The sequence below is a fragment of the Vibrio sp. B7 genome, assembly GCF_963888765.1.
In the GTDB taxonomy this organism is placed as follows: Bacteria; Pseudomonadota; Gammaproteobacteria; order Enterobacterales; family Vibrionaceae; genus Vibrio; species Vibrio anguillarum.
In genome coordinates this window covers 19,464-41,971 of sequence record NZ_CAWPKR010000022.1, presented here as the reverse complement: position 1 = coordinate 41,971, position 22,508 = coordinate 19,464, and the positions used below count along the sequence as shown (strand labels likewise).

Annotated in this window: 22 protein-coding genes; 11 read left to right on the top strand and 11 right to left on the bottom strand. The window is 43.6% G+C overall.

The genetic code is table 11. The features are described from left to right. Positions 1-107 precede the first annotated feature (107 nt). Positions 108-1,625, bottom strand: a complete 1,518-nt coding sequence (locus AACV32_RS08175; protein ID WP_017047432.1) for a DUF3612 domain-containing protein — start codon at positions 1,623-1,625, stop codon at positions 108-110. Between the two features lie 161 nt (positions 1,626-1,786). Between AACV32_RS08175 and AACV32_RS08170 the strand changes: the two genes are divergently transcribed. After that, positions 1,787-2,365, top strand: coding sequence for a malate synthase (locus tag AACV32_RS08170; protein ID WP_013868075.1), 579 nt, complete (start codon positions 1,787-1,789; stop codon positions 2,363-2,365). 118 nt (positions 2,366-2,483) lie between these two features. On the opposite strand, the gene AACV32_RS08165 is transcribed toward AACV32_RS08170, so the two are convergent. Continuing rightward, positions 2,484-3,500, bottom strand: a complete 1,017-nt coding sequence (locus AACV32_RS08165; RefSeq protein ID WP_017045993.1) for a GGDEF domain-containing protein — start codon at positions 3,498-3,500, stop codon at positions 2,484-2,486. Between the two features lie 229 nt (positions 3,501-3,729). Here AACV32_RS08165 and AACV32_RS08160 point away from each other — a divergent pair, with 229 nt between their 5' ends. After that, complete coding sequence (locus AACV32_RS08160) at positions 3,730-4,107, top strand: MmcQ/YjbR family DNA-binding protein (protein WP_017045994.1); 378 nt, start codon at positions 3,730-3,732, stop codon at positions 4,105-4,107. On the opposite strand, the gene AACV32_RS08155 is transcribed toward AACV32_RS08160, so the two are convergent. Beyond that, positions 4,104-5,021, bottom strand: coding sequence for a chemotaxis protein (locus AACV32_RS08155; RefSeq protein WP_013868073.1), 918 nt, complete (start codon positions 5,019-5,021; stop codon positions 4,104-4,106). The two genes, AACV32_RS08160 and AACV32_RS08155, sit on opposite strands and share 4 nt — an antisense overlap. A 185-nt stretch (positions 5,022-5,206) precedes the next feature. On the opposite strand from AACV32_RS08155, the gene ppiC reads away from it, so the two are divergent. Both ppiC and AACV32_RS08145 read left to right on the top strand, forming a co-directional pair. Then, positions 5,207-5,485 (top strand): peptidylprolyl isomerase PpiC, encoded by a 279-nt coding sequence (gene ppiC, locus AACV32_RS08150; RefSeq protein WP_026027858.1) that lies wholly within the window; start codon positions 5,207-5,209, stop codon positions 5,483-5,485. Between the two features lie 374 nt (positions 5,486-5,859). Next, the gene (locus tag AACV32_RS08145; protein ID WP_017045995.1) at positions 5,860-6,531 is read left to right on the top strand and encodes a LuxR C-terminal-related transcriptional regulator; all 672 of its coding nucleotides are present in this window, start codon (positions 5,860-5,862) and stop codon (positions 6,529-6,531) included. Positions 6,532-6,601: 70 nt separating this feature from the next. Here the strand turns inward: AACV32_RS08145 and malK are convergent, their stop codons facing one another. Next, complete coding sequence (malK, locus tag AACV32_RS08140) at positions 6,602-7,720, bottom strand: maltose/maltodextrin ABC transporter ATP-binding protein MalK (RefSeq protein ID WP_017045996.1); 1,119 nt, start codon at positions 7,718-7,720, stop codon at positions 6,602-6,604. 657 nt (positions 7,721-8,377) lie between these two features. On the opposite strand from malK, the gene malE reads away from it, so the two are divergent. The 3 genes from malE to malG all read left to right on the top strand — a co-directional run bounded on the left by malE (position 8,378) and on the right by malG (position 12,113). Continuing rightward, positions 8,378-9,559 carry a maltose/maltodextrin ABC transporter substrate-binding protein MalE gene (gene malE, locus AACV32_RS08135; protein ID WP_026027705.1) on the top strand — a complete coding sequence of 394 codons (1,182 nt, stop codon included), beginning with the start codon at positions 8,378-8,380 and terminating at the stop codon, positions 9,557-9,559. A gap of 76 nt (positions 9,560-9,635) precedes the next feature. Further along, positions 9,636-11,210 carry a maltose ABC transporter permease MalF gene (gene malF, locus AACV32_RS08130; RefSeq protein ID WP_017050308.1) on the top strand — a complete coding sequence of 525 codons (1,575 nt, stop codon included), beginning with the start codon at positions 9,636-9,638 and terminating at the stop codon, positions 11,208-11,210. A 12-nt stretch (positions 11,211-11,222) separates the two neighbouring features. Continuing rightward, entirely contained in the window at positions 11,223-12,113 is an 891-nt protein-coding gene (gene malG, locus AACV32_RS08125; protein ID WP_010317575.1) for a maltose ABC transporter permease MalG, read from the top strand. Between the two features lie 319 nt (positions 12,114-12,432). On the opposite strand, the gene AACV32_RS08120 is transcribed toward malG, so the two are convergent. Together AACV32_RS08120 and AACV32_RS08115 are read right to left on the bottom strand one after the other, a co-directional pair. Then, on the bottom strand, positions 12,433-12,678 hold the full coding sequence (locus AACV32_RS08120; RefSeq protein WP_017047197.1) for a hypothetical protein: 246 nt from the start codon (positions 12,676-12,678) through the stop codon (positions 12,433-12,435). Between the two features lie 93 nt (positions 12,679-12,771). Then, positions 12,772-13,257, bottom strand: coding sequence for an acyl-CoA thioesterase (locus tag AACV32_RS08115; RefSeq protein WP_026027856.1), 486 nt, complete (start codon positions 13,255-13,257; stop codon positions 12,772-12,774). 300 nt (positions 13,258-13,557) lie between these two features. On the opposite strand from AACV32_RS08115, the gene AACV32_RS08110 reads away from it, so the two are divergent. Further along, positions 13,558-14,139, top strand: coding sequence for an acyl-homoserine-lactone synthase (locus tag AACV32_RS08110; protein WP_013868065.1), 582 nt, complete (start codon positions 13,558-13,560; stop codon positions 14,137-14,139). Between the two features lie 3 nt (positions 14,140-14,142). Here the strand turns inward: AACV32_RS08110 and AACV32_RS08105 are convergent, their stop codons facing one another. From AACV32_RS08105 to AACV32_RS08090, 4 genes are all read right to left on the bottom strand, one after another. After that, positions 14,143-14,865 (bottom strand): helix-turn-helix transcriptional regulator, encoded by a 723-nt coding sequence (locus AACV32_RS08105; protein WP_017050309.1) that lies wholly within the window; start codon positions 14,863-14,865, stop codon positions 14,143-14,145. Positions 14,866-15,004: 139 nt separating this feature from the next. Next, complete coding sequence (locus AACV32_RS08100) at positions 15,005-15,766, bottom strand: DeoR/GlpR family transcriptional regulator (RefSeq protein ID WP_017050310.1); 762 nt, start codon at positions 15,764-15,766, stop codon at positions 15,005-15,007. A 196-nt stretch (positions 15,767-15,962) separates the two neighbouring features. After that, a complete protein-coding gene (locus AACV32_RS08095) occupies positions 15,963-16,880 on the bottom strand; it encodes a GGDEF domain-containing protein (RefSeq protein ID WP_170894884.1) in 918 nt (305 codons plus the stop codon). A 129-nt stretch (positions 16,881-17,009) separates the two neighbouring features. Further along, a complete protein-coding gene (locus AACV32_RS08090) occupies positions 17,010-17,909 on the bottom strand; it encodes a DMT family transporter (protein ID WP_017050312.1) in 900 nt (299 codons plus the stop codon). Between the two features lie 99 nt (positions 17,910-18,008). On the opposite strand from AACV32_RS08090, the gene AACV32_RS08085 reads away from it, so the two are divergent. Then, positions 18,009-18,797: an AraC family transcriptional regulator gene (locus tag AACV32_RS08085; protein ID WP_026028665.1), complete on the top strand. Its 789-nt coding sequence runs from the start codon at positions 18,009-18,011 to the stop codon at positions 18,795-18,797. Positions 18,798-18,929: 132 nt separating this feature from the next. Here the strand turns inward: AACV32_RS08085 and AACV32_RS08080 are convergent, their stop codons facing one another. Beyond that, positions 18,930-19,841: a M14 family metallopeptidase gene (locus AACV32_RS08080; RefSeq protein WP_026028666.1), complete on the bottom strand. Its 912-nt coding sequence runs from the start codon at positions 19,839-19,841 to the stop codon at positions 18,930-18,932. A gap of 280 nt (positions 19,842-20,121) precedes the next feature. On the opposite strand from AACV32_RS08080, the gene AACV32_RS08075 reads away from it, so the two are divergent. Continuing rightward, complete coding sequence (locus tag AACV32_RS08075) at positions 20,122-21,450, top strand: HD-GYP domain-containing protein (RefSeq protein ID WP_088718071.1); 1,329 nt, start codon at positions 20,122-20,124, stop codon at positions 21,448-21,450. 142 nt (positions 21,451-21,592) lie between these two features. Beyond that, entirely contained in the window at positions 21,593-22,504 is a 912-nt protein-coding gene (locus tag AACV32_RS08070; RefSeq protein ID WP_170894883.1) for a DUF808 domain-containing protein, read from the top strand. Positions 22,505-22,508: the final 4 nt, after the last annotated feature.

Below are 22,508 nucleotides of genomic sequence, written 5' to 3'. Positions count from 1 at the left end.
GGTCACCTAGCCAACTGACGTTGTTAGTGAACCTTATTTTTGTTCACACTTATTAATAGCCAATCATACTTTTTGTGATTGGCTTTTTTTATTTTTACGCTCTGCAACTAGCCAGCACATTTCTCATAGCAGCTTGGTTTTCTTGGACAGACAGCACCGCGTGAGCAGATTAAGCGCGCATTATTTTCAATTCCGCGTTCAATCCAATTAATATTAAGAATTTTAGCAATAGTCGTGAGATCTTTTTTGATGTGTCTTGGAATAAGAGAGCTTCCGCCGTTGCTGACGCATAACGCTTTGAGCTCCTCAGCAATTGAGTGAGCATCCCCACCTTGTGCATTGATGGCTGGATTCAAATCTATTCCTGCGCATAGCACTCGATTATTGCCTGCTGGATCGATCATATTGACGGATTCACAGCAATATATTCTCGGTTCATCACCTACATTCAAAATCGAAATTTGCGCAGAGCTGCCACTTTGCGGCTCTGAAAGACGTCTAAACACGGCCCAATGCTGGCAAGGGTCATTCACTTTACGCATATTCCCCCACGGTAGAGGGATCCCATTGCCACGATAAACCGCTTTTAATTTGCCTTCACCATAAGCATCGAAATAGTGCCAATGCGGATAGGGTGACACGACCGTCATGCGCCTCATCGCAACGGAAGGAGAAACCCCCGCTTTCAAATGTACATCGATTTCGTAACCGCTTCGATCAAGAAGTTGTCGATAAGGTACTTTGGGGCACAGCAGTGCGCCAGCAAAAAAACTCGATTCAAAATCTCGCCATGCCTGAAGGATATCTTGGGAATTTAATTCACAGGTGGCGGTGGCATCAGGCGTTTCTTCCCAACTGTTTGTGTGGCCAACTGTTAAGACACTTTTTAGTCCCTCTTTGCTGTGCAGAATATTGTGGCCAATATACACCGCGAGGTCGTACTTTAGGCGAGTTGGGTACTCACGTAGAATTTCATTGAGGTAGATCGTGCATGGTGGTTCAAAAAAAGAGGTAATAAGTTGTTTGGCGCTAACACCAAGCTCATCAACAACATCTTGCGGGGTTCTCGTGACCCAGCGGATAACCAAACCAAGGCTTTTGGCGATGTCGATAAGATCTTCAACAGCTAAGTTTAAGCGTTTTAAACCCACTTCTTCTGCTGCTCGCTCAAGATCTGGGAAGTGGTTTTGTAAACTCTCTTGGTGAGCACGGATCAATAGATGAGCAAACTGTTTGCCAGTGATCCCGGTTTGGGAAAGCATCTCTGGGATCGCGATTTGTAAAATATCATTTGAGAATAAAAAGCTAGGTTCAAGAGCCATACCGCTGATCCCACCTCTGTTACCCTTGTCAGGAGTAATATCCGTTTGACCTGGTTCATCATCTAAAAACCAAGCGGGATCTTTTTGGAAAACTTGGGCAATGACCTCCAACATATCAACACTAGGCACCCGTTTTCCACGCTCAATCATCGAAAGGTATGAAACGGAGGGGGCGTATTCTGGGTTGATACGAATACAGCGTGCCGATAAGTCTTCCATCGTTAGGTGATTACGCTTTCTTAAGTTTCTGACTTTTGTCCCTAAGAAATGTGACTGACGAACTAAGCTTTTTGACAAGGCCATTTTGTAAAATTCACACTGTAAAATTTTTGTTGTGAAATTGTAGTAAAAAATTGGTTAATCTACCAAGTAAGCAAGGTCACAAATTTGCACAAAGGTTAAACGCAAGTTTGGAATAATTGCTCTAGAACACAAAATGTTGAGTTACCTATAAGGAAAAGACGATGAATATGCTGACATTCGATAAAACAGAAATCCAAAAACTAGATAAACCCTTTATCGCTGAAGCCGTCTTCGCCGTCGAGACTATCAGTGCTAATCAACAAAATGAAAAGCAGAGTAGAGCGAAGCAACTACTCGATAGATTGTTCCCTTTGGCGACGGGCTCTCATCAAGATGTGACCAGTTATGTGATCGATTACCGCCATGTGTTGGCTTATTTCAAGGATGGGCGTCATAGTGGTTTGAAGCACCCAAAACATTTTGTTGCCTTCAATGGTGAAAAGGAGTCACCATGTTCGATCTTGTTCCGTGATGGAAGTGGTAGCCATGTTGAAGTGATGTTAGGCTGCACTAAAGGGACTGGGCGCGTTGAGCTGATAGAGATTAATGATATTCAGTTAGAAACGTGTACCACATTTACCCAATCGGTGGAAGAAATGCCCAGCGCCGCAATGCGCCACTGGGTAAGCCTAGTCAAAGGTGATGAAAAGGGTAAGCCTCAAGCTTGTAGTGAAGATAAGGAGTACACCGCAAAAGATGGTGAAGACTATTACTTAAACTACAGTTTTAACCTTGCTTAGGTTATAGATGCGTATTGGGATTAAATGGGGCGTGGCGCCCCTTTTACTTTTCTATCCATAAATTGAGGTTTATGGAAATTGTGATTGCTTTTCAGCTACTCATAAGAGGTTGCAGCGATTAAAGCGGCATAACACGGTTGCGGCCTAATTGTTTTGCTTCATAGAGCAGTTTATCAGTTCTTTCTATCAAAGACTCGGACGTATCACCTAGTTGTAATTCTGTCACACCAAAAGAGGCGGTAATATTACCAACTTGGTTTCCTGAGCGGCGATCCTTCACGCTCATTTTCTCTATCGAACGGCGCAGTGATTCTGCAAACTGTCTGGCAATGCGCAGTGTTTTATTTGGAACAATTAAAACGAACTCTTCGCCGCCAAATCGGTAGGCGGTAATGCCATCTCGACAGCTACTCTGAAGCTTTTTAGCGATGCCTTTGATGACGGTGTCACCAAATAGGTGGCCGTAATTGTCATTAAAAGATTTGAAGTGATCGATATCTAATAAGATCAGGCTTATTGGTTGCTGCGCGCTTATTAGGGTAAAGAGATCATCATTGAACGAACGGCGGTTATATAAACCGGACAATCCATCGAATAAAGCCTCTTTTTGCACCTCGGCAAGCTGCTCTTTCAGTCGATGAATTTCTTTACTGGCACTATTAAGTTGACCATTTAAAAACTGAGTTGAATGGCGAATATCTCGCGATTCAGTGACCAATTGGCGAACCACTTTCATCACCTCTTCGATCGATAAATCATCGTTTTCGACTCGTTCTAATTCACTAAAACTTTTATCAATCACTCTGGCAAATTCGCTGGTATCGGTTAGGGTATCTGACATTGAACTTGCGACTTCATTGACTAACACTTCAATGTTGTTGCGTAGCGTGCTTAAACTGGTTTCAGAGCGCGATGCGACATAGCTGTTATAGAGTTGAGAGCTTGCCGCAGGAGGACAAAGGCCAAAGTTTTCCAATACAGAATCGAGTTCTCGATTGAGTTGAGGTATGGCATTGTCAACATAGGTATACCAAAGTGCATAGTTAGCAGGTGTCGCCGCCACATGATTTTTCATCATCAACGGTACTGCTTTTTTTAAATTGGCTGTAGATCTCTTAAAGTCGTCGCTGGTCATTATCGTAAAATTAATAGACAGTCACAGATATTCATACCGCTAAGATTAGCGGATATCCCAAAGTTATGCGCTAAAAAAATGCAACTAAAGTTTGAAGTTGAATTTTTATTTACGGTGAACAATCGATTCTTGATGTAGATCAAACACAACAGGCAGACATAGTAGGGTTTTTATATATTGAATCGTTGAATGACTAAATTAAGTTGGTTACTGAATCAAGGAGTAATAGATGGAGATGTATGATATTGAATCGTTTTTGGATATTTTACCTCAGGTAGAAAGTAGCTATCCGTTTGGTCCTGACGCGTTGGTTTTCAAAATTCGCGGTAAAATGTTTGCCTATACTTCTCAGTCGAGAGAAGAGCCGTTTGTGACATTGAAGTGCACTCCCGAAGATGGTGAAGTTCTGACCAGTGCCTTTTCTGCTATTCGTCCTGGTTATCATATGAATAAAAGACACTGGATCTCTGTTAAGTTAAACGGAGATGTGGACCAGATGATGTTAGAGGAATTATGTGAACGCTCTTATCAGCTTGTAGTGAGTAAACTGAAAAAATCAGATAGAGAAGCGCTTCAGGCTCTGTTTGTGCAAGCAAAACTTGATTAAGCGGTATCCTTACGTTGTTCCAGTTTTTTTGCGCCACGCAGCATCGCTTCTATTAATTCTGTCGCGTTAAATTTTTCCAAAGCTTCGTGGGCTCCGACTTGGTGAGCTCTATCCAAGCAGATCTCACTGGAAAGCGAGGTGTGAAGAATACAATAAGCATGGCTCAGCATTGGATCATTTTGAACCTCAAAGGCCAGTTCATATCCATCGAGGCCCGGCATTTCAATATCACTGACCAGCAAATCGATCGCACGTTGATGTTGAGCGTCTTGACGCATCAGCTCAATGGCATCAAGTCCATTTTTACAGATTTGGTAAGGGATGTTGATACTGTCTAAGGCATCTGACAATTGTTTACGTGCAATAGATGAATCATCCACCAGTAAAATACGCAGTGCTTTTAATCGCTCACGTTCAATATCAGTCAGCATCGGGATCTTAGTTGATTCATACTGTGGATAAATTTTTGAAAGTAATAATTCGACGTCAAGTAACTGCACAATCTGTTTTTGATAGCGGGTTATGCCAGTGACAAAAACGTCTTTTCCCGCCACTGCAGGTGAAGACTCGATTGTTCGCCAGTCACACTCGATGATTTTCTCAATGCTACGTACCATAAACGCAACTACAGTTCGCAGGCAGTCCGTCACGATTAAGTAGCATTGTTTATATTCGCTAGGTTGAATTGCTCTAAAGCCAATGGCGGCAGCCATATCAATGACAGGTACCGTCAAGTTACGGATAGTCACCGTTCCGATCACATGGTGATGAGAATATGGGATTTGTGTCATTGGCATGTAAGGGACAATCTCTCGTACTTTCAGAGTCCCGATAGCAAAAAGCTGTTTCTGAGTGTTCAATGTGAACATCAACATGCCTTGGGATTGGTTTGCCTTACTGGGGGTTTTAGCCATAACACCTTACTCAACGTTGTTTCTTATGCTTAATTCTAAACGATCTCTTACTGACGGCAATGCGTTAAATGCAAATAAACAGTATAACCGTATGTTTATTGATCTTTTGCACTCTTACATGGGGGTTGGACTCTTGAAAAGCATCCGTTACACTATTTGCAGTAGCAAATTTATTGAGAAAAATGATGGCAAGAACGGCAGCGGCTCTTCACATTTTAGTGAAGCATAAAGAACAAGCTGAAGATATTATCGCTCAGTTAAAAAAGGGAGCGAAATTCCAAACATTAGCCAGAAAATATTCTACCTGTCCTTCTGGTAAAAAAGGGGGGGATCTGGGTGAGTTTCGTCAGGGGCAGATGGTACCTCAATTTGATAAAATCTGTTTCACTGGAGAGGTACTGACACCCCATTTGGTGAAAACCAAGTTTGGTTGGCATGTTGTAAAAGTTCTATATCGGACCTAGCCTCAATAGGGTGATTTTCTCATCGACGTTGATTTTTAAAGTAATAGTCAATGAGCAGTGAGTGCCACGCTTTTTCTCAAAACCAGAAATGTGTGGTGCTTTTCATTCGTTAGGAACGACACTTGATTCTTTATCTTTTTATTCCATTACCTTTTATAGAATGGCCTACTACACCCAAACCACTTCAAGTAGTAAGGTATATAAATAAAACAGTCATTTGTTCTCATAAATAAGAATGCACAATAACTTCATGAATTAAATGGATTTATTCATTAGGTTTTTTATTAAAATGAGAGCGGGTTATTTTGAGATATTGACTTATAGTCGCTTAACGTTAGTTTTATCAAATGAGCGGTATGATCTAGGAGTTTAAAATGAGTGAAGAAAAAAAAATTAACGTTCGATTGCTTTCTGATGTTTGTATGCAGTCTCGCTTACTTAAAGATTCGCTAGAGTCAAAGTTGCCGATTAGTATTGATATCTCTCCGCTTTGCGATACGTGGATGAATGATAACAGTCTATCATCCTATAAAACTCAATTGGTTATCATCGACTATTCTCGCGTTGATGAAAATAATTTTGCTGATTACTCAGCATTTAAACGCTTATCCTGCCCTGACGCAAAAGAAGTGCTTATTAATTGCCCGCTAGATATTGAACCTAAAATGCTCTTTAAATGGCAGAATCTTGTGGGTGTATTTTATACCAATGATCAGCTTGAATCTTTAGTTAAGGGCATGGAAAAAGTGCTTGATGATGAAATGTGGTTTAATCGAAAATTGGCTCAGGAATATATACAGCATTATCGTGCAGGTAATTCATCTATTACCTCTCAAGCTTATGCTAAATTAACGAAAAGAGAGCAGCAAATAATTAAGCTACTTGGCTGTGGTGCATCTAATATGCAAATTGCAGATGAGTTGTTTGTAAGTGAAAATACAGTAAAAACACATTTACATAATGTATTTAAAAAGATAAATGCTAAAAATAGACTTCAGGCATTATTATGGGCAAAAGATAATATTGGTATTGAAGAGTTTAATTAAATTTTATTTATTTTTAAATAAGACAGCCCCTATCAAAGGGGCTGTCTTATTTTCTTAACTGAATTTCTTTTTATTCGGCTTCGATGCCTTTTTCTTTGTAAAGGCGGCGACATGCACGTCCATCGCTGTGGAAGAGGTGGCAGCGATGCCCTGGAATGCCAATTGTCAATGTATCACCTGTTTCAACGCCCAAGGTATCAGGCTGGCGGTAAATTACATCAGAATCAGAGCCTTTCAAGTTCATGTAGACTTGTGTTTCATTGCCGAGTTTCTCAACCATCATCACTTTGCCTTCAATTTTCGCGTCACCATCTTCAGCGCTCAGCAAGTGCTCTGGACGCACACCTAATGACATACGCTCGCCGCGAGTGATCGTGGTGCCATCGACCAAAATCCAAAATGAGGTTCCATTAGAGAGTTGAACTTTCACGCGTTCGGCTTCGACATCTTCGATGAATACGCTCATGAAGTTCATTTTAGGAGAACCGATGAAGCCTGCGACGAAACGATTTTCTGGGTAATGATACAACTCAAGTGGTTTGCCTACTTGTGATACGAAACCAGCATCCAAGACCACGATTTTGTCAGCCATTGTCATTGCTTCGACTTGGTCATGGGTAACGTAAATCATAGTGCAGCCCAATTTGCGTTGCAGTTTGGTTATCTCTGAACGCATCTGTACGCGCAGCGCTGCATCTAGGTTAGACAGCGGCTCATCAAGCAAAAATACATTCGGTTGTGAGACTAAAGTACGCCCAATCGCGACACGCTGACGTTGACCACCTGAAAGAGACTTAGGTTGACGTTCAAGCAAATGGCTGAGCTGGAGAATATCGGCGGCGTGCTCAACACGTTGCTCGATCTCCTTTTTATCGGCTTTGGCCAACTTTAGGCCAAAAGACATGTTGTCGAAAAGATTAAGGTGCGGGTAGAGCGCATAGGATTGAAATACCATGCCGACGCCACGTTTAGAAGGTTCAACATCATTCATTCGCTTATCGCCAATAAACAAGTCACCCGAGGTGATATCTTCTAGGCCTGCGATGCAACGCAGTAGGGTGGATTTCCCACAACCTGACGGACCGACAAAGACGACAAATTCGCCTTCTTGAATTTCTAAGTCGACATTTTTAGAAATTAATACATCACCGTATGCTTTACATACATTTTTTAACGTGACACTCGCCATAGAGCTCGTCCTCGATCAATATTTTTTATAAATCACTGCCCATCATTATATGAGTTTTCTTGCAGGCAATGACAGCAGGAATTGGGTAAGGTGGTTAATAATGTAAGAAAAAGGGTGATGTCTTCAAATTAAGGGAGTTTGAAGAAAGCATCACCCATCCATGCCAATGATTTAGTTCACTTCCCCTGCACATTGAGCGTCTCCCCCGTTATAAAATCAATTACCACGAACGCTCATTTATGACAGCAAACCAATCTAGCGATGTAAGCCAGTAAACGATGAGTTACTGGAAAAGGCTCTTACTATCCACTCTGGGATGACTGTATTTTGTGTGATGTGTGTGTTTGATACATCCTCCTAATTGAGTTTTTTATAGGGGGGAGTAGCGATGGATGCGATGGAGGAGGGGTTTAAGGGCTGAGTTAGATCCAGTTCAAATAATTAATGGCTGTTAAGTGGAAGCATGTCACAAAAAGGTATTTTTTTGTGATTGAGCTCTCTAACCTTGAGCGATGATGATCACGAAAATAGTCCATAATATCGAGGGCGTAGGGCGTAGGAGGATGAGTCAAGTTAGGTTTTCTCTGATTATATATGACGAAATACGGCGAAACCTGTTGGTGAGCCCTACAACACAAAAATAAAAAGGATATGAACATGAAAAACGCCCTAAGCACAGTCGCGCTAAGTACTCTAGTTGCTCTTGGTTCGTTTGGTGCACATGCTGCTATTGAAGAAGGACAACTCACCATTTGGATTAATGGTGATAAAGGCTATAACGGTTTGGCTGAAGTGGGTAAGAAATTTGAGGCGGACACGGGTATCAAAGTGACCGTGGCTCACCCTGACGCACTTCAAGATAAATTCCCACAAACCGCAGCAACGGGTGATGGACCTGATATTGTGTTCTGGGCTCATGACCGTTTTGGTGGTTATGCAGAAGCTGGCTTGCTGGCTGAAATTAAACCTTCAAAAGCGATTCAAGAGGGTATCGTGGATTTTGCCTGGGATGCGGTGAAATACAACGGTAAAATCATCGGCTACCCAGTCGCGGTAGAATCCTTGTCTCTCATCTATAATAAAGATCTTGTGCCAAACCCACCGAAAAGCTGGGAAGAAGTGGAAGCGTTGAACGCCAAACTTAAGAAAGAGGGCAAAACGGCCATCATGTGGAACTTGAAAGAACCGTATTTCACATGGCCTCTTATGGCGGCTGATGGCGGTTACGCATTCAAATACACGATTGATGGCTATGATGTGAAAGATGCGGGTATCGCGAATAAAGGCGTAAAAGACGCGATGAACTTCGTGAAAGGCTTAGTGGACAAAGGCGTGATCTCTCCTGATATGGACTACTCTGTTTCTGAAGCTGCGTTTAACCAAGGTAAAACGGCAATGACGATCAACGGTCCGTGGGCTTGGGGCAACATTGAAAAATCAGGCATTAACTACGGTGTGACGACATTACCGAAATTTAACGGGCAATCTTCCAAGCCGTTCGTGGGCGTATTGACGGCTGGTATCAGCACCGCTTCTCCAAATAAAGATCTCGCGATTGAGTTTATCGAAAACTACTTACTCACCAATGATGGTCTGCGCATGGTCAATAATGACAAACCTCTTGGTGCGGTGGCTCTTAACTCTTTCCAACGTGAGCTTGATGCAGATACACGCATCGCCGCGACAATGGATAACGCAATGAATGGCGAAATTATGCCGAACATCCCTCAGATGAATGCATTTTGGGGCAGCGCGAAAAGTGCAATTATCAATATTGTAGATGGCCGCCAAACTGTCGATGCCGCACTGGCTGATGCAGAAAAACAAATGACTAAATAATTCGGTTTTGGTCAAGCCCTTAAGGAGAGGGTAACCTCTCCTTCATTTTACGTTTATATCGCTAGCAGGTTCTTCTATGCAGTCAGTTCAAGGTACAGATGCTTTGTCAGCACCCGAAACGGCACTTCCTTCCAGTAAAAATGTGCTCATTAAATGGGCATTATTAGGTACGGTTGGTATCGTTAACGGTTACGCCACTATTCTTATGTATTCTCGCGGTGAGCTCGCCTTTGCGCTGCTTACTCTCATTCTTACCGCTCTGGCCCTTTATATTTTCGGCAGTAAACATACTTATGCACACCGCTATATTTATCCGGGTATCGCGGGAATGATCTTATTCATCCTCTTTCCTTTGGCCTACACCGTTGGTCTGGCTTTTACTAACTACAGTGCTAAAAACCAACTCTCTTTAGAACGTGCACAGACCGTGCTGTTGGATCGAACTTATCAGGGCGGGGAAAGCTATCCTTTCACTCTATACAAAACGGAAAGTGGCTATCGAATTGCAATCGAGGATGGAGAGCAGACGCTCGCTACCGACGTATTTTCCTTAACGGGTTTATCGGTGACCGATATGGATCTTCAACCTATTGAGGGTATTGAGGGCACCAAAGAGCCGATTAAAACCATTATTAATCACCGTGCTACGTTGAGCTCAATTGATCTGCATTTCCCTAGTGGTGAAGATGTACGCATGAGTGGCTTGCGCAAGTTTGCCGCCGTATCGCCGCTTTACACCATGCAAGATGATGGCGAAACGCTGGTCAATAATCAAACAGGCGAAATACTACGGCCGAATATGGATGTTGGCTTTTATCAACCAGTGGACGAAAGTGGTCAATTTATCGGTGCGACAGTATCGCCTGGTTTTGTGGTGAAAATTGGCACACATAACTTTGAGCGTGTATGGAAAGATGACGGTATTAAAGAGCCTTTCATCAACATCTTTATCTGGACGGTCGTTTTCTCGACTTTAACCGTGATTTTTACTCTCATGATTGGTTTGGTGCTAGCCAGTGTCGTGCAATGGGAAGAGCTTAAAGGCCGCGCCGTTTACCGAGTGCTATTAATCCTGCCTTATGCTGTTCCTGCCTTTATTTCTATTTTGATCTTCAAAGGCTTGTTCAACCAAAGCTTTGGTGAGATCAATATGGTGCTCAACAGTATTTTTGGCATTAGTCCTAGCTGGTTCTCAGACCCCTTTCTCGCTAAAAGTATGGTGCTGATCGTCAATACTTGGCTTGGTTTTCCTTACATGATGATTTTGTGTATGGGTCTTTTGAAAGCGATTCCAGAGGATTTATATGAAGCATCGGCGATTGATGGTGCAGGTTTTTTACACAACTTCACCCGTATCACATTGCCGCTCATGATCAAACCAATGACTCCGTTACTCATTGCGAGCTTTGCGTTTAACTTTAACAACTTTGTGATGATTCAACTTCTGACACAAGGTGGCCCGAATATGATTGGTACTTCAGAGCCAGCCGGTTACACCGATTTACTCGTAAGCTATACCTATCGTATTGCGTTTGAAGGAGCTGGTGGTCAAGACTTCGGTTTGGCTAGTGCCATCGCAACCTTGATCTTCTTACTGGTTGGTGGGTTAGCACTACTCAACTTACGTTTTACGAAGCTGTCACAGAATTAAGGAGTAATCGTTATGGCGATGGTACAAGGTCAATCTCTCAAATATCGCTTATGGGCGACTCATGTTGCTCTGTGGGCATTTTTATCGCTGATCATTTTTCCACTATTGATGGTCATTGCGATTTCATTTCGTGAAGGGAACTTTGCCACGGGCAGTTTGATCCCAGATAACCCATCTCTAGAACACTGGAAATTGGCATTAGGTTTTGCTGTCACTAATGCTGATGGCTCTGTTACACCGCCGCCATTTCCGGTTCTGACTTGGTTATGGAATTCAGTGAAAGTAGCAGGCATTACTTCAGTGCTCATTGTGGCTCTATCGACAACGTCTGCTTATGCCTTTGCGCGCATGCGTTTTAAAGGTAAAGACACCATCCTAAAAGCGATGATGATTTTTCAAATGTTCCCAGCGGTACTGGCACTGGTTGCGATGTATGCACTGTTTGACAAATTAGGTCAATACATCCCATTTCTTGGCTTAAATACGCATGGTGGTTTAATTTTCTCCTACCTAGGTGGTATCGCACTGCACGTATGGACGATCAAAGGCTATTTTGAAACGATAGATAACTCATTAGAAGAAGCGGCTGCTTTAGATGGAGCTACACCATGGCAAGCCTTTAGACTGGTGCTGCTACCACTCTCTGTGCCGATTCTTGCGGTTGTGTTTATTCTCTCGTTTATTGGGGTGGTTGGTGAAGTACCAGTGGCATCTTTGCTACTTTCTGATGTAAACTCATATACATTAGCGGTGGGTATGCAGCAGTATCTTTATCCTCAGAACTATTTGTGGGGAGATTTTGCAGCAGCAGCAGTGTTGTCTGCTTTACCTATCACTGTCGTATTTTTGCTTGCACAGCGCTGGTTAGTCGGAGGACTTACGGCCGGTGGTGTGAAAGGATAATAACGATAGGGCGACCGTGAGGTCGCCCATATTGTATTAGCTTAACGTATTTGGTTTGGCCGCCGATCAGTTAAGTAATATGCAAATCTGGCGTTACGCATAGCTGGCTGTTAGCTTTATTCCTTACTATCCAACAAACTAACAGTTTTTGTAACCAGGACCCGAGCATTGCTTGGGTTTTTTTATACCTGTACTAAAGGGTGCTATTGGTAACGCGCATGCAGTATATGATGAATTGAATGTCTCAAAAGTGAAATGGTGTTTGGATGCGACCCACATCTGAAATCTTTGTGTAACGTCGTAAAGGAAGGCTAAAAAATTAGAACTCACGGCTAGAAGGGGCGCAGCCTAAGTATTGCAAAAGGACATATAAGCTCTCTTGCTGCAGTGCAACGCGGCGAAACAAATCGGCGAAGGTGTCATCTCCGCCAAAGCAGGCACGGATATAGTGGTTAATTTCTTGGGGTTGGTAACCTTCAACGTAAAGCGTTCGGACCCAGTGATACTCAATTGATTTTGGGTCGACTAACGTCGATTCGCTCAAGGTAATCTCTCTGAGAGTCAAAGTTTTTTCCTATCATCGATGCAAAATGTCAGAGTGCTCGATTTAAGCAAATAAAGATGAAGAAAAAATGACAACTGAGCGCATCATGGGTGGTTATTTTAAGTACTTAACGTGAGCTTCCATCTCTTCCCCTATCTCTTTACGCATGTTCATTAAGCGTATCGCTGATTGGCGTAGGGCAATATCTTCTGCTGTTTGCGGCACCCATTCGGGTATAGGGGTGGGCTTGCCTTGCCCATCGACAGCCACCATGATGACAATACAATGGGTAGTCAGCTGGTTTTTCAACTCTTTTGGATCGCTCGCTTGCACATCAATGGCAATATGCATTGAGCTCGTTCCCGTATAAATGACTTTTGCGCTGACTTCAACGAGGTTCCCTACGTGGATAGGAGCGACAAAGCGGATCCCTCCAGCATAAGCGGTGATGCAGTATTTACCACTCCAGCCTGCTGAGCACGCATAGGCCGCTAAATCTATCCATTTCATGACAGCACCACCGTGGACTTTACCACCAAAATTCACATCACCGGGCTCTGCTAAAAAACGCAAAGTTATTGCACGTTGGCCACTACTCATTGAGGAATCCTTGTTTTTTATTAACGGAATCATAAATAACAAAGCGTTAACCAAACTGCAATATTATTTTGAATGCAGCAGATATAAAAAATCCTCTTAGTTGCCTAAGAGGATTTTTAAAGCCGAGCGGTACGAGTTATTTACTTTATGTTGTACCTTATTGAGCCAACTGAGCGTTAGTTATTCAGTTGCGTTAATAATAGTTTAAACAGTATTTCGACGTAACTGTTCGATCGAACAGGTTCTATCTCTGATGAGATTGTTTAGCGTGATTTCTCCAATAACCTAAGGAGAAGTCACATGACTATTTCAATTTATTCACATACCTTTCAAAGTGTCCCTCAAGCTGATTATGTGTCATTGCTGAAGTTACGCTATAAGGTTTTTTCGCAACGCTTGCAGTGGGAGCTAAAAACAAATCGAGGAATGGAGACTGATGAGTACGACGTTCCAGAAGCACACTATTTGTATGCCAAAGAGGAACAGGGTCATTTAGTGGGGTGTTGGCGAATTTTGCCAACGACGTCGCGTTATATGCTTAAAGATACTTTTTCGGAATTACTCGGTGTGCAGCAAGCCCCCAAAGCAAAGGAGATTTATGAGTTGAGTCGTTTTGCGGTCGATAAAGATCATTCGGCGCAATTGGGCGGCGTAAGTAATGTTACGCTGCAGATGTTTCAGTCGCTGTATCATCACGCCCAGCAATATCACATCAATGCTTATGTAACGGTCACATCGGCCAGTGTGGAAAAATTGATTAAGCGGATGGGGATCCCATGCGAAAGACTCGGTGATAAAAAAGTGCATCTTTTGGGAAGTACACGTTCTGTCGCTTTGCATATTCCAATGAATGAAGCATATCGTGCAAGTGTCAATGCATAAGCCTTATAAATAGGGATTGATATAGCCACCTAAAATAGCTTTAGTGATCGCTTGGTAGCGATTCGTCGCGCCAAGCTTTTTACAAGCATTACTGAAATGGAACTTCACGGTACGTTCTGACGTATTAATAATCGTGGCAATTTCCCAAGCGCTTTTGCCTTCGGCCGCCCAAGCTAAGCATTGTACTTCACGTGCGGTGAGCACCGCTCTCGGTTTTGCGTCTTTATGGTAACGGGTGATGTTGCCAATATTATGAGCCAGTAACGGTACAATGAGCTGTGAAGTATGGATACTTTGTTGATTCAAATCGTAAGACTTGGTATCTGAGGTTGCAAAACTTATCATGCCAAATTCCCCCCTAAGTCCATGGATTGGAATGCTAAATCCCGCTTTGAGTCCATTGCAACGCGCCTCTTCGAAAATGACTCGTCCATCATCATTGACCCGCTTAGCGTCATCCCAGCGAATGGGCAAAAAATTGGTAATGCTGTATTTGACAATCGGATCGATATGCATGAAGCCTGATTCATCATATTGCTGTCGCCAGCTATTGGGGTAATTGTCCGTGACAAGCGTTTCACTGGTTTTTAACGTGGGTTGAAAAGAGAGGCCAAAGAGGAAAAATTCATGACCAATTAAGTTATTGAGCCCATTGAGTACATTTTCCAAATCATCGTGGCTAGTGATTTGTTGGTTCTCTTGGATCAGTCTCAGAATTTTGTACATAAGCCGAAAGTTCTAAATTGCGTCGTACTATATTGGCACTTATATCAAAAAAAACCGTAACAGTACGAGCAAATAATGAAATAGTTTATCTATTTGGCGGGAAAATCTAGTTCAAATGTCGGTTTTGGCCTCAATCTATCTATACCACCTGAATGGTTACTTCATTTTCACGAGCGAATGCATCAATTTCTTCTGGTGGTTGAGCATTGGTAATGATCAAATCTACGTCGGCAATTGTGCCTAGCTTAACCATGGCATTACGTCCGAATTTGCTGTGGTCGACACCGAGATAAACACAGCGACTATTTTCGATGATCGCCCGTTTGACTCTCACTTCGTGATAATCGAAATCTAAAAGTGAGCCATCATAGTCAATGCCGCTAATCCCTAAAATACCGAAATCGAGACGAAATTGTGAAATGAAATCCAAAGTGGCTTCACCCGTCACGCCACCGTCTTTATTGCGCACTTCACCGCCCGCTAAGATGACATTGAAATCCGGTTTGGCCATTAAAATCGTCGCCACGTTAATGTTGTTGGTGACAATGCGCAGATTTTCGTGATTGAGCATTAATGCCCGAGCGATAGCTTCAGGTGTCGTACCTATGTCGATAAAGAGCGTTGCGCCATCGGGAATGTGTTTGACTAGCTCGGCAGCCACTTTCTTTTTTTCTTGCTGATAAGTTACTTGGCGAGTGTGGTAAGAGGAGTTTTCAGAACTAGACGCGATGGTAGCGCCGCCGTGATTGCGTCGTAACTTATTGGCATCTGCAAGTTCGTTGAGATCTCGGCGGATGGTTTGTGGACTGACATTGAATCGCTCGACTAAATCATCAGTACTCACAAATCCGTGTGTTTGAACTAATTCGATAATTTCTTGATGGCGTTTAACTGCTTTCACCTTAAATATCCTTATTCATTGAAGCTTAAATAGGCCAATACCTTGAATGCTTACTTTGCGTAAGGCACTACGACTTTGTGAGTGTACGGTTTAATCGACCAAATTCAATCATTAGTGAATGGGATACGCGAGTATTTGCTCGTTTTAAGTGATAATTCACATTAAACGAACATTATAGGCTCTTTATGGAACATAGTTATGTTTCTTGGAATGTGGCACATTGATTCCGTCCAGCGAGCTTGGCTTTATAAAGTGCTTTGTCTGAGCGGCGATAAATTTCGAAAAAATCGGCATCGTTGCCCGCAATTTCAGAGATACCGCAACTGATACTAAAGTGTGCGCCGTTGTCAAAAAATGCGTATGCATAAAATTCTTTACGTAAACGATCTGCCATTTGAAAGGCCTCATGCGCATTGGCCTTATGCAGAACAATCAGAAACTCTTCACCACCAATTCTGCCGCAGGCGTCGTCATGGCGTGTGTGCTTTCTTGCCATCTCTGCTAACTGCCAAATCACATCATCTCCTCGCTGGTGGCCATAGGTGTCGTTTACTAACTTGAAGTTGTCGATATCAATGGCAATACAACTTACCGGATAATGATCACGCTGAGCCAACGTAAATTCATTACACGCTTCTCGCCACAACTTGCGGCGATTGTAGAGCTGCGTTAAGTCATCGGTATTGGCCAGAGTGTGAAGCTGTTCTCGTAATTCGACAATATCGGTAATCTCAGTAGAAACACCGATAAGGCCAATCACTTCACCGGTTTGTGTACTTAGAATCGGTTTCTTTATTGCGCGGTAGACGCGTACTTTGGTATCAAATTTTGCTTGTGCACGTTCTTCACTGATGAAAGGCTGTTTGGTATCAAATACCATTTGATCGCTGTGTAAAATATCGGCGAGTAGGTCATCTTGAAAAAAATCGTGATCAGTTTTGCCTCTGAGTTCTTCCAAAGTTGTGCCAAACAGTTTAAGTGTTAGCTGATTTGCATACAGATACTCACCTTGACGGTTTTTTACGAATACGTATGAACCGAGCTCGTTGAGAACAAGCTCATGCAAGGCAAACAAATTATTGCTATACACATCTTCGATGTTATCAAGAATCATTATCTGGCCACCAAATTTGCTAGGTTGCCTAACGGATCTGACGTAAAGGATCCCTCAATACATTTCATTTTTGTTTATTTTTATTCTTCTTCCATAAACATAGCTCGAATCGATGCTAGATGCTCAATTTTATGGTTGTATTGCGCCCTCGATAGCTGTTGTACGGCTTTTTGTCAGTTTTATTTGGGATAAAATAACCCCGGAAATTACCATCGTTCCACCTAAAAGATGGTAGTTTTGCACTGTTTCACCTAACAGGGTTGTGGCAAGCGAAACCGCCACCACAGGCAACAAATTCATAAACATCGCACTAGAGTCTGCACCAATTAAATCGATCGCTTTTACCCACATCCATGGAGCCAATAAGGATGCAGCGACGGAAGCGTAAGCGATTAGGGGCAGTGAGCCTTCCGTGGGTAGGAGATGTTTACTGGTCAACCATAATGGTGTCAGCATTAAGACAGCAAACAACCCTTGCATATAAATAAGCGTCCAATTGCTTAGCGGCATTTTCCACCGTTTAAGTAACACACAATAAAGTGCGTAAACGGTTGCAGCCACCACCATTAATGCATCACCATGTGTAATATCTTGATGCAAGAAGAAGCTCATATCGCCTTGACCTAGCATAAAAGCAAGCCCTGCGAGAGAGAGGACCCCTCCGACAACACTCAAAGCTGAAATGCGCTTATGGAGCAGAGGAACGCTGATGAACACACTGAGCAGTGGTACCAGCGAAGTGATCAACGACATATTTGATGCAGTAGTCGTTAGCCCTGCGTAATAGCCAAGAGACTGATTCAGTACCATGCCTAACATGGCTAAAAAAGCCAGTTTAGTTAAATGGGGTTTGATGATTACCCATTGACGGATCACGGTAGGTAAGCAAAAGGGGGTTAGCAACAGCATCGCGACAAACCAGCGATAAAAACTCATCGCACTTGGTTCAATGGTTTCTGCGGCGAGCTTGTTGATGATAGAGTTACCACCCCAAATTAGAACCGTGAATAGTGGAAGAAGATATACCATGTGAGCCTCGTCGCAAATTGTGCTTTGGAGTATAGTGTGGCAGGTCTCTATAATTATATATATCTCCAAAACGACATTGCGAGCGATAGGAAGACAAGTTTGAAAAAAGCGCCCAGAAATCTTCACCCTTCATTATCGATTGACAGTGCGCCATCGGATGTCTTTATGAATTTCGATGCGTTTTTGTCAAACACAGAAACGCGAACTCATAGCCATCCATGGGGACAAGTGCAGCTAATTTCCGGCGGGATTTTGGAAATGGAAGCGCAAGAAACGCGATTTCTCGCACCGCCTCATCTCGCGATTTGGGTTCCTGCGGGGGTGAAACACTGCAGCTATAATCGTAAGCCAATTGAATATTGTTCGCTCAATATTGATCGGGCTCTCACCCATGGTTTTCCCAAGCACACCAGTTTGATAAAAGTGACGCCCATCGTTTCTGCCATCATTGAGGATTTCCGATCGCGTGAAATCAGTGTGGCTCAAAACGCGCAAGATAAACGTTTAGTTCAAGTATTGCTCGACCAATTAGCAACGCAAGAAACGCAGCATCATTTTTTGCCTTCCACTAATCACAAATATTTAGCCCCGATTCTAGCGGCGGTAGAAGAAAACCCGACCGATGATACGACATTGGCTTTATGGGCTGAAAAAGTACATACCACAGAGCGAACATTAGCGCGTCATTGCCAAACGGAACTAGGGATGAGTTTTACCGAATGGCGATTAAGAGTACGCTATCTCTATTCCATGGATTTACTGCGCACAGGGCATTCAGTGAAAGAGGTAGCATTAACTCTTGGCTACAACCAAGCCAGTCCTTTTATTACTATGTTTAAAAAATACTCCGGCCAAACGCCGGAACAGTATAAAAATCGCTTGTTATAATATTGCTTAAGCGTATGTAGGCACTTCATCCTGATCAAACTATAAAGAAGTGCCTTAGACTTAATTTGGTAATTTTTTACAACGTCTATTATTCATGAATCCATGACATAGGGGGTTGGGTGTTTTATCGTTTTAGCGGCACACGTAGTCCAAAGCGCCAACAATGGCGGCGACTTGTGCGTCATTACACTCTTGCGCTGTGACTTTTGGGCTATCTGGGTACACTTCGGTGGTGGTGCCGAAGTAGCAATTTGTGATGCCACCGCATAACCCTAATGCTTTCATTGAGTAATTAATTACTCCCTCTTGAGTGATGGGAGAGCCGATGATCTCGCCTTTATTATCGGCTGGTGCAATGTGCGTGACTTTGCGTACCGATTCAATAATGGCTGCTTGGAATTCTGGCTGCGGATTTTCCGTATCGCCGACAGTATAAAACCCATCGGGAATCGTATCGGCTTCATATCTAATCCCATCGCGCGCTGCGAGTGCAGGGCGAAACTCGCTTTCATCACTGTCTGTAGTTTCATGTAAATCAATATGCACCAACACGTCACCTAAGCTTGCGACCCAGCGCATTAAGCTTGCCGACTCTTCGGCTGGGCTATTGGCGTAAAATGAGCGATTAGGGTCAAGCGCTGATGGGTTCCAACGATTGATCGTTTCATAGCCCCAAGGGCTTACGCACGGGGCAACGGCAATGTTGAAATGAGATTGATACTGCTGTGCTTGAGTCGCTAAAAACTGCAACGCGCCGTGCACTCCGCTGGTTTCGTAACCGTGTACACCACCTGTGATCAACACCGTTGGTTTGTCAGGGTTCCATGAGCGACTTTTTAAGGCAAATAATGGGTAGCGATCTTTGTCTATTGATAGTGCACCGTATTGCTCTATCTCAAAATCCGTTGCCAAAGCGTTAATTTTCGGCACGACTTCTTGCTGATATTCTCGTTTAATCGTCGTTTGCGCGAGCCACGCTTCGCGTTCTGCTGCTTGCCAAGGTGTGCCTGGCGTACCGATAGGATAAGTATAAACAGAGTACATGAGGGTTCCTTTCTGACTAGTTGCCCACAGAGTAAGAGGTGTGAGTGTCAAGAGCAATCAAAAATACCAAGCTGGATTTACCACAGCCCGTTAACAGGGTTCATTACCTCAACCTGTTTTGGGGCAATGCAGGTTTGTTAGAGCAAGGAAATAGTCCAACTCTGGCCTGATAACTGAGGTAAATCATTGGCTAAACCGAGCGGTCACATCTAAACTGCAACCAGACCAATGCAATTGAGTGAGAACACGATTGGAGAATAGTTTCCCCCTTTCTGAACTAATGATTTCGCTAACGACCGCCTTAGACATGACGGAAGGCCAACCACCGGAGCACTGCATTCGTTGTTGCTGGGTTGGTATGCATATTGGCATGCAATTAGAGCTCGATCAGGCTGAGCTGCATGATCTGTTTTTTACCTTGCTATTGAAAGATGCGGGCTGCAGTAGCAACGCCGCGCGAATTTGCGAGTTGTATGCCACTGATGATCTCGCTTTCAAACGGCGTTATAAAACCGTCGGAACCAGTCTATCGAGTGTGATTAACTTTATCGTCAAAAATACCGGTTCAGAGCAGAGCTGGGCAGAACGTATTTTAACTACCATCGACATTTTGAAAAATGGTAATGATTATGCACAAGAGCTTATTCAAACTCGTTGTACTCGTGGGGCTGATGTGGCGCGAGAGTTGCGATTTAGCGAAGTCGTCGCGCAGGGGATCCACTCACTGGATGAACATTGGAATGGTCAAGGGCGTCCTCAACAGCTAAAAGGTGAAGCCATCCCCCTTTTCTCGCGGATTGCGTTATTAGCTCAAGTGTTTGACGTTTTTCAAATGGAACATGATTTGGACGAAGCAATACGCGAGGTTACAGAGCGTAGTGGTGTATGGTTTGACCCACAACTGGTTGAGATTATTGAACAGTTGGTGGATAACCCGCACTTTGTGGCTAGCCTCAAAGCCTCTGATATCAGCCAGCGAGTGATGCATTTACCACCAGCACAAGCGCATCAGCCTTTGGATGAAGCGTATTTAGACTGTATCGTCACGGCATTTGGCAAGATTGTTGATGCAAAAAGCCCCTATACCGCAGGGCACAGTGAACGAGTGGCTGTGTATACTGATTTAATCGCACGACAATTAGCCATTTCGGAAACTGATCGATCTTGGTTGAGACGCGCGGCATTACTGCACGACATTGGTAAGTTAGGGGTCAGTAATGCCATTTTAGATAAACCCGGTAAGTTAGACGATATGGAGTGGAAAGCCGTTCAGGCACATGCCGCGTTTACTGAACAAATCTTGCAGAAATTATCGCCCTTTAAGACGTTGGCACGTATGGCAGGGGCGCATCATGAGAAACTCGATGGTACTGGCTATCCGCGTGGTGTAAACGGTGATGAGATCAGCGTGATGACTCGAATCATCACGACGGCCGATATTTTTGATGCTCTCAGCGCGGAACGCCCTTATCGCTCCGCGATGCCAATTGATAAAGCACTTTTGATCATGCAAGAGAATCTACATACTGCCATTGATCCTGACTGCTTCGCCGCGTTACAGAGCGCTCTGGCTCAATTGCCAGCCGAATATACTCAGTCACTGAGCTAGTGTTCTTTACTGCTTTACTGCTTTGCTACTTGAAGCGTCAGCACTGTTGGTGGGATTCTTATCGCTGTGTTTCCCTTCATCAGCGCTTGGTGTTACATTTTGTCACGCTTTGAATAATGAAAATGAATAAGAGAGAATTTGCATGGCAGGCGCGAGCTTACTTACCCTTCTTGATGATATTGCAACCGTGCTCGATGATGTGGCGTTGATGTCAAAAATGGCCGCGAAAAAAACGGCAGGCGTATTGGGGGATGACTTGGCGCTCAATGCTCAGCAGGTGTCTGGTGTTGCCGCTGAACGAGAGATCCCAGTGGTGTGGGCAGTGGCTAAAGGCTCATTTCGCAACAAATTAATTTTGGTTCCCGCTGCCTTGCTGATGAGCTCATTAGCCCCTTGGCTGATAATGCCGCTCTTGTTAGTCGGTGGACTTTTTCTCTGCTTTGAAGGGGCAGAAAAAATCTTAGAAAAAGTGTTTCACTCCAGCCATCACAGCACCGCTGATGCGGATGAGCGCATGCTCACTGACGTATCGATTGATGACTATGAAAAACGTAAAGTCGCTGGTGCGATTCGGACCGATTTTATTTTATCGGCCGAGATCATCGTAATTGCGTTGGGGACAGTGCAAGGCCATAGCATGGTGACACAAATTTTAGTGGTGAGTTTGATTGCAGTGGTCATGACCATCGGCGTTTATGGTTTGGTGGCGGGCATTGTGAAATTGGACGATTTAGGTTTCTACCTAGAGCGCACTTCAGATGGCGCAGGGCTGCGTGCTCGCTTTGGTAAAGGGTTGATCAGTTTCGCGCCTAAGCTCATGAAAGCATTAACTGTAGTGGGTACCGCCGCGATGTTTTTAGTGGGCGGTGGCATTGTGGTGCACAACATTCCTTTTATTCACCACGTGCTTGAACCTGTGATTGCAGCCGTTGCTGAACTCTCTTTATTAACAGTAGTGATGCCAACCTTGCTTAATGGTTTCGTTGGTTTACTCGCCGGGCTGGCTGTGGTTGCAGTGTGGGGGATGGTGAGTAAATTGAAACCGTCCCATTAATTTT

Bases quoted from the DNA above. Each gene is read 5' to 3' on its own strand.
- AACV32_RS08170 (WP_013868075.1), top strand. From the start codon at position 1,787: ATGAATATGCTGACATTCGATAAAACAGAAATCCAAAAACTAGATAAA.
- AACV32_RS08115 (WP_026027856.1), bottom strand. From the start codon at position 13,257: ATGAGTAGTGGCCAACGTGCAATAACTTTGCGTTTTTTAGCAGAGCCC.
- AACV32_RS08070 (WP_170894883.1), top strand. From the start codon at position 21,593: ATGGCAGGCGCGAGCTTACTTACCCTTCTTGATGATATTGCAACCGTG.
- malK (WP_017045996.1), bottom strand. From the start codon at position 7,720: ATGGCGAGTGTCACGTTAAAAAATGTATGTAAAGCATACGGTGATGTA.
- malF (WP_017050308.1), top strand. From the start codon at position 9,636: ATGCAGTCAGTTCAAGGTACAGATGCTTTGTCAGCACCCGAAACGGCA.
- AACV32_RS08155 (WP_013868073.1), bottom strand. From the start codon at position 5,021: ATGGCTAAAACCCCCAGTAAGGCAAACCAATCCCAAGGCATGTTGATG.
- malE (WP_026027705.1), top strand. From the start codon at position 8,378: ATGAAAAACGCCCTAAGCACAGTCGCGCTAAGTACTCTAGTTGCTCTT.
- AACV32_RS08160 (WP_017045994.1), top strand. From the start codon at position 3,730: ATGGAGATGTATGATATTGAATCGTTTTTGGATATTTTACCTCAGGTA.
- AACV32_RS08105 (WP_017050309.1), bottom strand. From the start codon at position 14,865: ATGTACAAAATTCTGAGACTGATCCAAGAGAACCAACAAATCACTAGC.
- AACV32_RS08110 (WP_013868065.1), top strand. From the start codon at position 13,558: ATGACTATTTCAATTTATTCACATACCTTTCAAAGTGTCCCTCAAGCT.
- AACV32_RS08145 (WP_017045995.1), top strand. From the start codon at position 5,860: ATGAGTGAAGAAAAAAAAATTAACGTTCGATTGCTTTCTGATGTTTGT.
- AACV32_RS08080 (WP_026028666.1), bottom strand. From the start codon at position 19,841: ATGTACTCTGTTTATACTTATCCTATCGGTACGCCAGGCACACCTTGG.
- AACV32_RS08090 (WP_017050312.1), bottom strand. From the start codon at position 17,909: ATGGTATATCTTCTTCCACTATTCACGGTTCTAATTTGGGGTGGTAAC.
- ppiC (WP_026027858.1), top strand. From the start codon at position 5,207: ATGGCAAGAACGGCAGCGGCTCTTCACATTTTAGTGAAGCATAAAGAA.
- malG (WP_010317575.1), top strand. From the start codon at position 11,223: ATGGCGATGGTACAAGGTCAATCTCTCAAATATCGCTTATGGGCGACT.
- AACV32_RS08075 (WP_088718071.1), top strand. From the start codon at position 20,122: ATGATTTCGCTAACGACCGCCTTAGACATGACGGAAGGCCAACCACCG.
- AACV32_RS08165 (WP_017045993.1), bottom strand. From the start codon at position 3,500: ATGACCAGCGACGACTTTAAGAGATCTACAGCCAATTTAAAAAAAGCA.
- AACV32_RS08175 (WP_017047432.1), bottom strand. From the start codon at position 1,625: ATGGCCTTGTCAAAAAGCTTAGTTCGTCAGTCACATTTCTTAGGGACA.
- AACV32_RS08095 (WP_170894884.1), bottom strand. From the start codon at position 16,880: ATGATTCTTGATAACATCGAAGATGTGTATAGCAATAATTTGTTTGCC.